The organism is Marixanthomonas sp. SCSIO 43207 (genome assembly GCF_019904255.1).
GTDB lineage: Bacteria > Bacteroidota > Bacteroidia > Flavobacteriales > Flavobacteriaceae > Marixanthomonas.
Genome location: NZ_CP063203.1, coordinates 1,718,700 through 1,733,210 on the forward strand (window position 1 = coordinate 1,718,700; position 14,511 = coordinate 1,733,210).

Consider the following 14,511-nt stretch of genomic DNA (forward strand, 5'->3'; position numbering starts at 1 on the left):
ATGGAATTTATTCAAAACAATCTTGACGTTATTTATTTTGTCATTTTTTGTGTTTTTATAGGAATAGAAGTAATCGCAAATGTACCTGCCATCCTTCATACTCCGCTAATGTCTGGTGCCAATGCTATTAGTGGAGTAATTATGGTAGGAGCTATAATAATGATGTTTCAAATACCTCCCACTAATTATATTACACTAACAGTAGGTGGTATTGCTGTTTTTTTGGGTGCCTTGAATATATCGGGAGGCTTTTTTGTTACCGGTAGAATGCTAAAAATGTTCAACACCAAAAAATAGTATAATGAATGCATTAATTGAAGTAGGTTATTTATTAACTACAGTTACATTTTTAGGAGGACTAAAATTTATGAGTTCACCAAAATATGCAAAAGCAGGAAATACATTAGCAGCGATAGGAATGATTCTTGCAGTTTTGTGTACATTCTGGTTACTCACTTCGCAAACAGTACCAACTATTAATCTTCTCATCGTGTTTGGAGCAATTTTATTAGGCTCGGTGGGAGGAAAAATTATGGCGGCAAAAGTTGAAATGACTGCTATGCCTCAATTAGTATCTCTATTCAATGCTACCGGAGGAGGATGTGCTATGCTTTTAGGGATTGTTGAAGCCATACAAATAAAAGAGAACCCTACATCTTTAGGAATGCAAATTTTACTTCTTTTAGGTTTAGTAACCGGAGCTGTAGCAGCTTCAGGAAGCGTTGTAGCCTATGGTAAACTAGCAGGAAAAATAAAAGACAACCGCAAAGGTATTATAGTACTTGGTTCGCGGGTATTGTTAATATCTATTATAGTTATACCATTACTTTACTTTTTGGGCGGTATCCCTCTTTCTTTTGAGGTTATTGCATATGTTATGGCAGCAATAGCTTTATTATATGGAGTTTTATTTGTTTTACCTATTGGCGGGGCCGATATGCCGGTGGTAATCTCCCTTTTAAATTCTATCACAGGAATTGCTACCGCATTGGCAGGACTTGTTTATGCAAATAAAGCCATGATTGCAGGCGGTATTTTTGTAGGAGCAGCCGGAATATTATTGACTCTTTTAATGTGTAAAGCGATGAACCGTTCTTTATTAAAAGTACTGGCAGGAAAGTTTAAAAAAGGTAAAGTTGCTGAAAGTACCGAAGCGCAAAACATTAAAGAAATAGCTGTTTCTGAAACAGCGATGCAATTATCCTTTGCCAATAAAATAGCTATTATTCCTGGGTATGGTCTTGCTGTGGCTCAAGGGCAACACTTGTGCAGTCAATTACATCAATTATTAGAAAAACAAGATACTCAAGTAGATTTTATTATTCATCCCGTAGCAGGTAGAATGCCGGGACATATGAATGTTTTACTCGCTGAAGCAAACATAGATTATGAATACCTTAAAGAAATGGATCAAGTAAATAGTGATATGGATAAATATGATGTGGTATTAATTATAGGAGCAAACGATGTTGTAAATCCGGCTGCCGAAATCAATCCTGATAGTCCCATTTATGGTATGCCTATTATAAAAGCCCATAAGAGTAAACAAGTAGTGGTTATGAAACGAGGTATGAGTAAAGGATATGCGGGAGTTGCCAATGATCTCTTCGGAATGAACAACTGTAGTTTATTGTTTGGCGATGCAAAGGATTCATTACAAAATCTAATTAACCAACTCAAATTACTTTAAATAAAATCACGTCCAATTTTAATTACCTGCTTGCATGTAACTGAACTATAATTTTTAATACCTTTAAAAAGTTTAGCATAAAAATTCTATGTCTCATACCGAAACAGCTCTTAAAGAACGTATTAAAGAATTAACATGTCTGTATGAAGTATCTTCTATAATTGTCAATGCAGACATAGCAGAAGTGAAAGATACCTTAACAGCTATTGCCTATAGTGTAAAGAAAGCTTTTCAATTTCCGAAGTATACAGAAATAGCTATACAAACACCAGATACTACATTTAAAACCGGAATCATTAATGAAAAGTTAGGCCTCACAGCTTCTATAACTATTTTTAATAAACCCGAAGGAAAAATTATTGCTTCACTTACAGATAAAAGTACTTTTTTAAGAGAAGAACAACAATTGCTTGACAACGTTGCTTTAAAAATTGGAAACCTACTAGAACGTATAGAAATAAACAATAAAGAAGCTTCATTAAAAAGACAAATGGAACGTGCAGACCGACTAAGCATAATAGGAGAAATTACAGCCGGTATAGCACACGAACTAAATACACCATTGGCAAATATATTGGGCTTTGCAGAGTTGCTTAAAGATGAATTCAAAAATCAAGAGAATGCTTCAAAGGATGTAGACAAAATCATTCACAACGCTATTTTTTCTAGAGAAGTAGTAAAAAAATTAATGTTTTTTGCGTGTGAAATGCCTCAAGAAATGAAACGAGTAAATATAGTTCCTACTATAAAAGAAGCAATTAGCTTACTCGATGCTACCTTCAGAAAAGAGCAAGTAAAGTATGTGGTGCGTATTCAAGAGGAAGAAATGTGGCTTAAGGCAGATCAAATACAGCTTACACAAATCATATTTAACCTTATTATCAATGCCATATACTTTTCACCAAAAAACGGATTAGTTACAATTAAAGCATATCAATCCCCAACCGAGAGTGTTTTGAGTATTCAAGATGAAGGTCCTGGTATTTCAGAAGAAGCATTGGATAAAATTTTTCAACCATTTTATAGTACCAAACCTACGGGTGATGGATCGGGTCTTGGGCTTAGTGTAGTACACGGGATTGTATTGAGTCACAAAGGAACAATCAAAGCCGAAAATAATATCGATAAAGGTGCTACCTTTACCGTTAGACTTCCAAAATCATAATAGCATGCAATTACGCAACGAAAATATACTTATTGTTGATGATGATATTGATATTTTAGAACTTTTACAACGTCATTTGCGATCTTGGAACTTCCATGTCTATAGAGCTGTTTCTGTTAAAGAAGCAGTGAGTATTTTACGAGATACCCGCATTGATTTACTTATTACTGATTTAAAAATGCCTGAAGTTGATGGATTTGAACTTATAAAATTTGTCTCAGAGCATTACCCTAATCTACCCAAATTAATTGTAACAGGATATCCTTCGGTTCAAGACTCACTTACAGCTATTAAATCTGGAGTTGTTGCATATTTAACAAAGCCATTCACCAAAGATGAGCTTAAATCAGCCATACATAACTCCTTAAATACAGAACATAAAAAAGGAGCAAGTTTGACTAATCCTACCAAAGGAAACACTTCTGATAGTTCTCAAAAAAAAGAACCCTATGGTGATATCATTGGTACTTCAGATAAAATAAAAGAAGTAATACAAGTTATTGAACGTGTAAAAGATAACAAAGCAACTATATTTATAAAAGGAGAAAGCGGAACCGGAAAAGAACTTGTTGCTAGGGCAATTCATTATAAAGGTAAATTTTCTAGATCGCCTTTTATAGCTGTAAATTGTGGTGCCATTCCTGAAAACTTACTTGAAGCAGAACTCTTTGGTTATATGAAAGGAGCTTTTACGGGAGCCGAAAAAAATAGAGACGGTTTTTTTCAAGCTGCCCATGGCGGAACCATTTTTTTGGATGAAATAGGAAATGCTTCAGCCGCTGTGCAAGCCAGATTACTTAGGGTATTGCAAGAAAAGGAGGTGGTAAAAGTAGGAGCTCAAAAAGCAGAAAAAATAGACGTTCGTATTATTGCTGCTACCAATAGTGACTTAAAAGAAATGATCAAAAAAGACACCTTTAGGGAAGATCTTTTTTACAGATTAACAGTTGTTGAAATACAGGTTGCTCCACTTAGAGCGCGTAAAAGTGATATACCTCTATTAGTTGATAAATTTTTGTTTAAATACGGAGTAGAATATAAAGACCGTTTTATAAAAATAAGTGCCGAAGCTCTTGAAGTTTTACGTAGGTATGATTGGCCTGGAAATATTAGAGAACTTGAAAATATTATACAACGAGCGGTCATTATGTGTGATGGTACGATAACCATTGATCATTTACCCAATTCATTAAAATTTAATATTGACTTTCCTGAAGAAGAACTACTTCCTTTAAAGCAAATAGAGATACAGTATATTAAAAAAGTTCTTCGAGCAACAAATAATAATAAAACCAAAGCTGCTGAAATATTAGGTATAGACCGCAAAACGATTCGGCAAAAGCTTTCAGAATAATTATTTATAACGGTACAAATTTTCCAATGTGGGTAGTTTTGTACCACCTCTACTTTATGAATTGTCATCTTTTATAATGTAATTACTTAAAAAACAATGATTTGTGTTGTTTGGCTTTTTTGTGCTTAAACGTGGCACATAGATTGACTTTTATTGACAAATAATAAATATGCATTATGAAAATAAATTCATTTAATATTTGTCCCACTTGTGCACATATTACAAGTTGTGTGCTTACAGATCAAAAAAGTCAAGTTTGGTCGTGTAGTGAATATGAAGAAACCTCTTCCGAAATAGAAAAAGAGCCAGAACAAATTCCAGAAATGGAGTTTGAGTTGGTCACTCAATAAGTACTAAAAATATTAAATAGCTTAGTTACTATTACGTCATCCTTAAAACAGTAAGAATGACTATAAAAATTAAAAAAAATAAAGAAAATGATAGCAACATCAACGGTTGAAAAACAAAAGCAACAAAAAGCACGTGGTATGATGGATAATGTTATGAAACAGTTCCATAGTGCAGCAGATAAAATTGAATTACACCCAAGTATTCGAAAAATATTGAGTATTACAAACAATGAAATTGTAGTAAACTTTCCGGTAAAAATGGATAATGGTGATGTAGAAGTGTTTACTGGGTACAGAGTACAACACAATAATGCCTTAGGTCCTTATAAAGGAGGATTGCGATACCATCCTACAGTAGATATAGACGCAGCACGAGCATTGGCAATGTGGATGACCTGGAAAACATCTTTGGCAGGTTTACCCTATGGAGGTGGCAAAGGAGGGATTCAATTAGACCCAAAAAAATATTCACAAAGTGAACTAGAGCGTATTACACGTAGATTCACCTTTGCACTAGCAGATAATATAGGTCCAGAACACGATATACCAGCACCAGATGTAAATACCAATAGCCAAACTATGGCTTGGATGGCAGATACCTATATGAGTACAAGACCCCCTGCAAAACGTTCTGCAAACCAGCATGTTGTTACGGGTAAACCTGCAGGAAGTGGTGGGCTAGAAGGACGTGATCGTGCTACAGGTTACGGTGTTTTTTTAAATATAAAATTTTGGGCAGAGAGAAATAATGAAGATTTAAATGGTAAAAAATTCATCGTTCAAGGATTTGGTAATGTTGGGTATTGGGCTGCTCATTTTCTTGAAAATGAAGGAGCAAAACTTGTTGCAGTGCAAGATGCTTCCGGAAGTATACACAATCAAAAAGGTATTAATGTAGAAGATCTTTTTAATTATAGTAAAGTCAATAATGGCGGGATTGGTAATTTTCCCGAAGCCGATGAACTTGACAACAAAGATTTCTTCAGCATAGCTTGTGACATTTGTATTCCTGCGGCATTAGGTAATCAAATAACCAAAGATAATGCACCAAATATACAAGCAAGATTAATTGCTGAAGGAGCTAATGGACCAACAAATGTAGATGGTGAAAAAATTCTATTAGAACGAGGCATCACTGTTATTCCTGATATTTTATGTAATTCTGGTGGAGTAGTAGCAAGCTACTTTGAATGGTTACAAAATAGAAACGGCGAGCTTTGGCAATTAAGTGAAGTAATGACCAAGCTAGATAAAAAAATGAAAGAATCGTTCAGTAAAGTATATGAGTATTCAGAGAGAGAGTCTATGGATATGCGTACAGCTGCATATTGTCTTGCTATACAACGCATAGAAAGAGCTTATGTAGATCGCGGCATTTTCCCATAAGAATTAATTAAAAATAGAGATATGAAGTATGGAAGTATAATCATTGAGAAAAAAGAGTATGTTTTTTTAAAACGCTTACTCAATGTTTCAGGCTATGCACAAGAATCTGAAACAAAAAGGTCACTTCAAAAATTTAATGAAGAACTGCAACACGCACAGATTGTAGATGAAGAAGATATGCCTGAAGACGTCATAAGGTTTAACAGTAAAGTAACCGTATCATCTGAAAAAGGTTGGGAACGAACCATACAAATTGTAACTCCGGTTGAGAAGGATTTTTCTAATAATAAAATTTCTTTTTTAACCCCTATGGGTTCAGCTTTATTTGGCTATTCAGCAAATGACACTGTAATTTGGGATTTTCCTAAAGGTACGCAACAGCTTAAAATTGTTGCTGTTTCTCAAGAGAAAAATACAACTAATAGAAAAATATCTATCTAATTAACTGTGTAGAGAGATCTTAAGTGTTCCATAGTGAGGAACGTAGGGAAACCAAAATTCCTACTATGGGAGCTTAAGACTATTAAATCACACATTTTGCAAATTTTAAGAATTTTAAAAACGTCAAAAATGAATACCGAAATTTATGAACATGATAATGATGTTGAAGTAACACACAAAACAAATACAATTGAATTAAACAATTGGATTGACCACTTAAAATACATAAATAAAGAAGTAAATAATCTCTTGAGTATGGGAGATTTAAACACCAAGCAAGTAAATAATGCCATACTTAACCAATTTCGTAAAAAGAAGCATGAAAATGAAACCTTGTTAAATGCTTTAATTAAATATAGTAATTCAAGAGTAGATATTGCTGAGTGTGAAGATTTAAACTGTGATATGGTATTTATAAAAGAGCATGAAGTATATAGAAGAAACTATTTATATCATTTAGAAAAATACCGAAGATTAAAGGATGAATTTTTTGCTTTAATAAAAGAAGCAAAACAATAAAAAATTGCAATATCTTCAATTAATACAAAAACATTGATCAATACAACACAAGAACAAAGAAAGTTGTTTATTAAAAAGGATTTGATTGAATTAAGTCAATGGATAGATATGCTAGAAGCTATTAATGTTGAACTTAATAATATTCAAAAACTAGAAGCACATGTAATACATAATAAATCTTTACTGTTTGCAATACAAGCTTTACGAAGAAAAAACACGCTCTTGAATGGCGCTTTTTGTAGGTATGAACAACAGTTGCTTCAAGAATTAAAATATGGAGCAAGAGAGTATACTTTAATACGAGCAAAAGAACACGAAGGTAAAAGAAATGATTATACTAATTTGATTTTAGACTTCAGAGAGCTTAAACAAGCATTTTATAAAATTTTAGTAAAATTTAAATGCAAATGAAACCTCCTCAACAATAGACCTCATATTTTTTTTAAGTAAATAGAGGTAGCATTTAAATTGAAAAAGCCATCCAGAATTTAGGATGGCTTTTGTTGCTGTAAGTGGAGCCGGGGAGATTCGAACTCCCGTCCAAACGCGCAACTATACTGCTTTCTACATGCTTAGTTTTCATTTAGGTTTTCGTGGGATTGCCGGTTGAAAACTACCAACGCACCCCTTATCTTTATTTAAGTTTCGCAAGTGCATCAAAGCCCTGCACAAGCTAGGTTTACTTTTACGAAGCCACTAGACCAAACGCCGTAAACCAAGGCCTTTGAGTGACTTCCTGCTTGTCCGTCTTACGGACCGAGGCATACCGTACTATAATTCGGGTTATGCAGCTAGGGCGTAATTATTATCGCCGTTTAAAAAAGTTTGAAACATGATATTTACGAGCTGTGTCCCGGCGCTCGGCATGCTTACAATACAATTAGACCCGCTGTCAAAACCAGTCGGCCCCTTTTATAAGTAAACAGTCACTAGTATGCAGTAATTATATATGAACTTCTAACTACATTCTACTAGCTACGAATTGACAAAGATACAAGAAAAACCCTATCTTTGCCGCTGTCTTGTCAAAAATGATAAGACACTATTAATGCTACAAAAAATATTCCAAATGGCAATAACTTTCGCACTTATTAAAGAACGTAAAAATCCACCAGACCGTCGTGTCGTTTTTTCACCGGAAATGTGTCAAGAAGTCATAAAACACTATCCTGATGCTCGTATAATTGCAGAAACATCAGACATTAGAATATTTAAAGATGAAGCCTACCGAAAAGCAGGAGTAGAAATTTGTGAAGATATTTCTAAGGCAGATGTGATGCTAGGCGTTAAAGAAGTGCCTGTTGAAGCTTTAATTCCGCATAAAAAATATTTCTTTTTCAGTCATACTATCAAAAAGCAACCTTATAACAGAGCGTTGTTACAAGCAATTCTTCAGAAAAAAATAGAGCTATATGACCATGAAACTATCACAAAAGAGAATGGAAGTAGGCTAATAGGGTTTGGTAGATATGCAGGATTGGTAGGTGCTTATAATGGTTTTAGAGCATTAGGTTTACGTGATAAATTATACACACTAGAAAAAGTTGATGTATTGCCCGATCTTGATGCTGTAAAAGAAGAGCTAGATAAAATTGAAATACCAACTATAAAAATAGTATTAACAGGTAACGGAAAAGTAGCTCACGGAGCAAAAGAAATATTGGATTACCTAAAGATAAAACAAGTAAATGTTCTTGATTATTTAACAAAAGACTTTGATGAGCCGGTATATTGTATGATAGACGTTTTGGATTATAACAAACGTACTGATGGGTTACCGGGTAAAAAATATGAGTTTTATAATGATCCATCTGGATATGAGAGTGATTTTATGCGTTTTGCTGCAGTAAGTGATTTCTTTATTGCTGGCCATTTTCATGGTGAAGGCGCTCCTTATTTATTTACTAGAGAAGATGCACGACATAAAGATTTTAATATTAATCTAGTAGCAGATGTTTCTTGTGATATTGATGGACCTGTTGCAAGCACTATACGACCTTCTACCATTGCCGAGCCATTTTATGGGTATGATCCCATTACTGAAAAAGAAACATTTTATGATATACCAGGATCAATAACTGTTATGGCTGTAGATAATTTGCCTTGTGAGCTGCCTAAAAATGCCAGTGAAGGCTTTGGTGATATGTTTCTAGAACACGTTATTCCAGCTTTTTTTAATGACGACAAAGATGGAATATTGGCTCGGTCAAAAATGACAACAAGCACAGGTAAATTAGCTGAAGATTTCAGTTATTTACAAGATTATGTAGACGAAACCGATTAAATCTTTTTTAGCAGGATAGGATCTTGATTTTGAAAACTTATCATTGTTTCAAAAAACTTTTTCATATTATAATAGGTTTTTGCAGGATAATGATATTCTGTAAGGTTAAAACTAAACCGTATGTTTATTTTTTGATTAGTTTGGCTATATAACACAGTGCATTTACCAACATCGCTAAACAGAGAAATTGATTTGTTTTCCGGAAGTTGTATTACCTCATATTGGTTATCAAGGTCTATTGAAATTAAATAGGTATGTGCTTGAGGGTAACCAAAATCAATTGGAAAACTTCGTGTTTTAGCTTTGAAAGGGTTTTCAGAAAAATAGGTTTCAAAAAAATAGGGGTTAAGATATATTTTATCACCAATCAGCTCTGTTTCTAGGGTTACATTATAATTTACTTTCAGAGAAGTTTCTATTGAATCTTTTTTTTCTATAACGAGATTACTTAACCTAAGTGCAGGATTCTTTTCTTTATCATTAACGTAGTCTTCGTAGTTTATATTTTTTATACGTTTTCTCTCATTGACAGCATTATAACCTGCATATAGCTCGTTTACCTTTCCTGTAAAAAAACCATCTTCTGACGCTTTCAAATGTGAATTAACATAATAGATATTTTTTTTATTTGGAGTCAATGGATACCAGTAGCTTCCGTTTTTAAAATCCATTACACGTCCTTGGTGATTTAAGTCCTGAAATGGAATCATACCAAAAGGAATTTCTTCCTCTACAACATCTAGAAGATACCTCTCTCCATCAATAGATACTAATGCTATTGCCCTATTAAAGTCTGTTAATACTGGATAAGTTGAAGTAGGAATGCCATTTTCACGAGTAGATAAGAGAACAAGATAAGCTTCTAAACCTGCAGCCTGAAGCGCATTTATAAGTGATAAGTTAATTTCTGAAGTATTACCTACTTTTTTTTCAAAGGCATTTTTTACATCGATATCATTAAAAATCCTATGCTTACCATTCCACTTGTAGTGATTTTGAATAAAACTATAAATAGCTTTAGCTTTTTCAAGATTACTAGAAATATTGAGAAGGTTTTCTGGCAAATTCCTCTTAAAATAGCTGTTATTATTTAATTGACGCCCTAAGCTTTTATCATTTTTAAACTCCTTGTCAACATCTTTCCAAGTTTTTGTATATTCATTGTTCATGCCTCTAAAATCGAAAAACTCTCTTAACTCATATTCTACTTTTGATAAATAGTTGCTTTTTCCCAACATGTATTTTTCTTGTTTAAAAGCGGGAATATTTTTCATTGCATATACTGTAGACTCACAATCTGCAGGAGTATACCCGTCAATATATAAACAGTTTTTGTTTATAGATGCCTCATCAATATGTAATTTTCTTTCTCCTTTTAATACTCTATTATATTTAAAGTTTCCAGGGATTTCACAAAAGAATTCACTGTATAAAGTAGGAATAGTATGTTGAAACTGCCACCCATCTAAATTAAAGAAAAATGGAGATTCAATTTTATATTGATACTCCAAAATACTTCCATTCTTAACATCAGGAAATGTGAACCTAAGTACTTCAAAATTTGCAAACTCATTAATGGTAAAAAAATCTTGCTCTCTTACATAAGTTTGAAGACTTCCATTATGAGTAAGAGCTTTAATTTTCTCTATTTTTTCTTTGTTTTTTGAATTGGATAATAAGGGTATTTCAATTGTAGAGCCTTCATATTTATTTGCGTCAATAACTTTGATTTTTTTATAAACCTCTTTAATTAAAACAATACGGTTTCTTTTTGCTTCAAACTTAAATGTACCCTGCTCATATAGTATAACTGCTGAAGCTTCTGGATCTTGAGGAAATGATTGCATGGCAAGTTCATCACTAGTAGGGTTTCCAAATTCAGACTTTTGACGTTTTTGAGCACTCGATAATGTACAAGCAGCTATGATTAAAAGTATTGAAAGCGTAATAGATTTATAATACATATTCTAATGTGTAAGTTTATAAGAGGTGCAAAATACTAGAAAAATATTAGTTACAATATTTATTTTTTTGAGATTCGTATTTTAGTTTAATATCAGGAAAAACCCCCTCTTAAAAACAGGAAAAACCCTCTTGAAAAAAACTATTAATCTTTTCATCTTTACATCATAATTAATCATTGCTAAATTAATTGGGGAGTTAATAAAGCGATTTTATAAAAACCACTCTATTTTGAGTGGTTTTTTTATTTCATACTATACAGGAAAAACCCCTTTTTAATTAGGTGTTTTTACCTCTTGTGTCACTTAAGTAATTATACAATCTTTGTAATAGCTTAATTAATTGGGGAGTTAATAATAGCGATTGTAAGAGCTGCCAATGTGAGTTGGTAGCTCTTTTTTATTAAGAAAAATTATAATTTATTTGAAATAGCCTAATTATAGTTTTATAAAAAAACCTGCTTTATTAAAGCAGGTTTTTTTAGTTATAAGCTATTAACTGTTTTACGTATAGCAACCAGATCTGTCAATAGTTTTTCAAGTTTTGCCAGATCGAGCATATTAGCCCCATCGCTTTTAGCATTTGCAGGATCAAAATGAGTTTCAATAAATAAACCATCTACTCCTGTTGCTATACCAGCCCGGGCAATCGTACTTATCATTTCTGGACGGCCTCCGGTAACACCTATACTTTGATTAGGTTGTTGCAAACTATGGGTAACATCAAGCACTGTTGATGCATATCGTTTCATAGTAGGAATTCCTCTAAAATCTACCACCATATCTTGATACCCAAACATAGTACCACGATCGGTTACCATTACTTTTTCGTTTCCGCAGTCGGTAACTTTTTTTACAGCATGTTGCATGCTTTCAGGACTCATAAACTGTCCTTTTTTCAAGTTTACAACCTTACCTGTTTTGGCAGCAGCTACGACCAAGTCTGTTTGTCTCACTAAAAAAGCAGGAATTTGTAAAACATCTACAAACTCTGCGGCCATAGTGGCATCACTACTTTCGTGAATATCTGTCACAGTAGGAATATCAAATGTTTCTGAAACTTTCTGAAGAATTTTTAACGCTTTTTCATCGCCAATTCCTGTAAAACTATCAATGCGGCTTCGGTTTGCTTTTTTAAAACTCCCTTTAAAAATATAAGGTATTTTAAGTGTGTCTGTTATTTTAATTACTTTTTCTGCAATTTGCATGGCCATATCTTCGCCTTCAATAGCGCAAGGGCCGGCCAGTAAAAAGAAGTTTTTAGAGTTTGTATGTTTCAGTTTTGGGATTGAATCAAGTTTCATTGCTGTATATTATAGTACAAAGATACAGAATTCAATATTCAAGAAACCATTTCAATTTTTAGTATTTCAGAAATTGAAGAAAAAATAACTACAACATTGATGAAAATATAACACCTTTTATAGTGTATTATTCCATTAATTAACAGTACTTTTGCGCCCGCGAACATCCAAGCCAACCATACTAAAATTTAATTGGTGGTTAATCATTGTCAATGAGGGGTTTCGTTTAAAAAATTTAATCTTATGAATATTAAAAACATCGCCATTATTGCACACGTTGACCACGGTAAAACCACCTTGGTTGATAAAATTATGCATCATTGTAGTTTGTTTCGCGAAAACGAACAAACAGGAGAGTTGATTCTGGATAACAATGACTTGGAGCGTGAACGTGGAATTACCATTACTTCAAAAAATGTTTCTGTTACTTACAAAGACACAAAAATTAATATTATTGATACACCTGGTCACGCCGATTTTGGTGGAGAAGTAGAGCGAGTATTAAATATGGCAGATGGTGTTTTACTGTTGGTAGATGCTTTTGAAGGACCTATGCCGCAAACTCGTTTTGTACTACAAAAAGCAATCTCATTGGGCTTAAAACCTTGCGTGGTTGTAAACAAAGTTGATAAAGAAAACTGTACACCTGATGAAGTTCACGAAGCAGTATTTGACTTGATGTTTGAATTAGGTGCCGAAGAATGGCAGTTAGATTTTCCTACAGTATATGGTTCAGCAAAAAATAACTGGATGAGTGAAGACTGGCAGCAGCCAACAGATTCTATTGAGCCTGCACTTGATATGGTATTGGAGCACATCCCTTCCCCAAAAATTGAAGAAGGTACAACACAGTTGTTAATTACTTCTTTAGATTATTCTTCATTTACGGGACGTATTGCTATTGGTCGTTTACAACGCGGCACGTTAAAAGAAAATATGCAAGTAACTTTGGTAAAACGTGATGGAGCCAAGGTAAAAACCAGAATAAAAGAGTTACACACCTTTGAAGGGTTAGGACGTGTGAAAGTAAAAGAAGTACAAGCCGGAGATATTTGTGCATTGGTAGGTCTTGAAGGTTTTGAAATTGGTGATACTGTAGCCGATTTTGAAAACCCTGAGGCACTTCAGACCATTGCTATTGATGAACCTACTATGAGTATGTTGTTTACCATTAACGATTCACCTTTCTTTGGTAAAGATGGTAAGTTTGTTACGTCTCGTCACGTAAAAGAACGTCTAGAGCGTGAGCTTGAAAAGAATTTAGCTTTGCGTGTTGAACCAACTGACAGTGCCGATAAATTTATGGTTTTTGGTCGTGGTGTATTACACCTTTCAGTTTTAATAGAAACCATGCGTCGTGAAGGTTATGAATTACAGATTGGGCAGCCACAAGTAATTATTAAAGAGATAGATGGTGTTAAATGTGAACCGGTTGAAGAGCTTACAATAGATCTTCCAGATGCTGTGAGTGGTAAAGCAGTTGAAATGGTGAGCATGCGTAAAGGTGAAATGTTGAGTATGGAAGCAAAGGGAGACCGTATGGTTTGTAAATTTAATATTCCTTCTCGTGGTATTATTGGTTTACGAAATCAATTATTAACAGCTACTGCCGGTGAAGCCATAATGACACACAGATTTTTAGAATATCAACCATTAAAAGGAGGTATACCAGAGCGTCAAAGTGGTAGTTTGGTTTCTATGGAAAAGGGAACAGCTATACCGTATTCTATTGATAAGTTACAAGAACGCGGACGCTTTTTTGTTGATCCGGGAGAAGATATTTACGAAGGTCAAGTGATTGGTGAAAATTCACGTCAAGATGATATGACAGTTAATGTTACTAAAACCAAAAAGCTAAGTAACGTTCGTTCTTCTGGAGCAGATGATAAAGCTAAAATTGTACCGGCTATCAAGTTTTCATTAGAAGAAGCTCTAGAATATATTCAGAAAGACGAATATGTTGAGGTAACGCCAAATCACCTTCGTTTACGTAAAATTTATTTAAAAGAAGTAGATAGAAAGCGAAATAAAATAATGTAATTTATTTCTGAAACCTT

General features: G+C 33.7%; 13 protein-coding genes and 1 other RNA gene. 11 read left to right on the forward strand and 3 right to left on the reverse strand.

What is annotated here, in order from left to right; genetic code table 11:
* The 9 genes from INR76_RS08110 to INR76_RS08150 all read left to right on the forward strand — a co-directional run bounded on the left by INR76_RS08110 (position 1) and on the right by INR76_RS08150 (position 7,316).
* Positions 1-297 carry an NAD(P) transhydrogenase subunit alpha gene (locus INR76_RS08110; protein WP_223107409.1) on the forward strand — a complete coding sequence of 99 codons (297 nt, stop codon included), beginning with the start codon at positions 1-3 and terminating at the stop codon, positions 295-297.
* Between the two features lie 4 nt (positions 298-301).
* Positions 302-1,690 carry an NAD(P)(+) transhydrogenase (Re/Si-specific) subunit beta gene (locus INR76_RS08115; protein ID WP_223107410.1) on the forward strand — a complete coding sequence of 463 codons (1,389 nt, stop codon included), beginning with the start codon at positions 302-304 and terminating at the stop codon, positions 1,688-1,690.
* Between the two features lie 88 nt (positions 1,691-1,778).
* On the forward strand, positions 1,779-2,855 hold the full coding sequence (locus tag INR76_RS08120; RefSeq protein WP_223107411.1) for a sensor histidine kinase: 1,077 nt from the start codon (positions 1,779-1,781) through the stop codon (positions 2,853-2,855).
* A 4-nt stretch (positions 2,856-2,859) separates the two neighbouring features.
* Complete coding sequence (locus tag INR76_RS08125) at positions 2,860-4,209, forward strand: sigma-54 dependent transcriptional regulator (protein WP_223107412.1); 1,350 nt, start codon at positions 2,860-2,862, stop codon at positions 4,207-4,209.
* Positions 4,210-4,385: 176 nt separating this feature from the next.
* Entirely contained in the window at positions 4,386-4,559 is a 174-nt protein-coding gene (locus INR76_RS08130) for a hypothetical protein (protein WP_223107413.1), read from the forward strand.
* A gap of 87 nt (positions 4,560-4,646) precedes the next feature.
* Positions 4,647-5,945, forward strand: a complete 1,299-nt coding sequence (locus INR76_RS08135; RefSeq protein ID WP_223107414.1) for a Glu/Leu/Phe/Val dehydrogenase — start codon at positions 4,647-4,649, stop codon at positions 5,943-5,945.
* Between the two features lie 21 nt (positions 5,946-5,966).
* Complete coding sequence (locus INR76_RS08140) at positions 5,967-6,386, forward strand: GreA/GreB family elongation factor (RefSeq protein ID WP_223107415.1); 420 nt, start codon at positions 5,967-5,969, stop codon at positions 6,384-6,386.
* Between the two features lie 129 nt (positions 6,387-6,515).
* A complete protein-coding gene (locus INR76_RS08145; protein ID WP_223107416.1) occupies positions 6,516-6,905 on the forward strand; it encodes a hypothetical protein in 390 nt (129 codons plus the stop codon).
* Between the two features lie 33 nt (positions 6,906-6,938).
* Entirely contained in the window at positions 6,939-7,316 is a 378-nt protein-coding gene (locus tag INR76_RS08150) for a hypothetical protein (protein ID WP_223107417.1), read from the forward strand.
* 99 nt (positions 7,317-7,415) lie between these two features.
* Here the strand turns inward: INR76_RS08150 and ssrA are convergent.
* Positions 7,416-7,815: a transfer-messenger RNA gene (gene ssrA / locus INR76_RS08155) on the reverse strand.
* 165 nt (positions 7,816-7,980) lie between these two features.
* Here ssrA and INR76_RS08160 point away from each other — a divergent pair.
* Complete coding sequence (locus INR76_RS08160; RefSeq protein ID WP_223109991.1) at positions 7,981-9,189, forward strand: NAD(P)-dependent oxidoreductase; 1,209 nt, start codon at positions 7,981-7,983, stop codon at positions 9,187-9,189.
* Here INR76_RS08160 and INR76_RS08165 read toward each other — a convergent pair.
* Both INR76_RS08165 and kdsA read right to left on the reverse strand, forming a co-directional pair.
* Positions 9,186-11,153 (reverse strand): transglutaminase-like domain-containing protein, encoded by a 1,968-nt coding sequence (locus INR76_RS08165; RefSeq protein ID WP_223107418.1) that lies wholly within the window; start codon positions 11,151-11,153, stop codon positions 9,186-9,188. The genes INR76_RS08160 and INR76_RS08165 overlap by 4 nt on opposite strands.
* Before the next feature lie 482 nt (positions 11,154-11,635).
* Entirely contained in the window at positions 11,636-12,454 is an 819-nt protein-coding gene (gene kdsA / locus INR76_RS08170) for a 3-deoxy-8-phosphooctulonate synthase (protein ID WP_223107419.1), read from the reverse strand.
* Positions 12,455-12,697: 243 nt separating this feature from the next.
* On the opposite strand from kdsA, the gene typA reads away from it, so the two are divergent.
* Positions 12,698-14,494, forward strand: coding sequence for a translational GTPase TypA (typA, locus tag INR76_RS08175; RefSeq protein ID WP_223107420.1), 1,797 nt, complete (start codon positions 12,698-12,700; stop codon positions 14,492-14,494).
* The last annotated feature ends 17 nt before the right edge of the window (positions 14,495-14,511 follow it).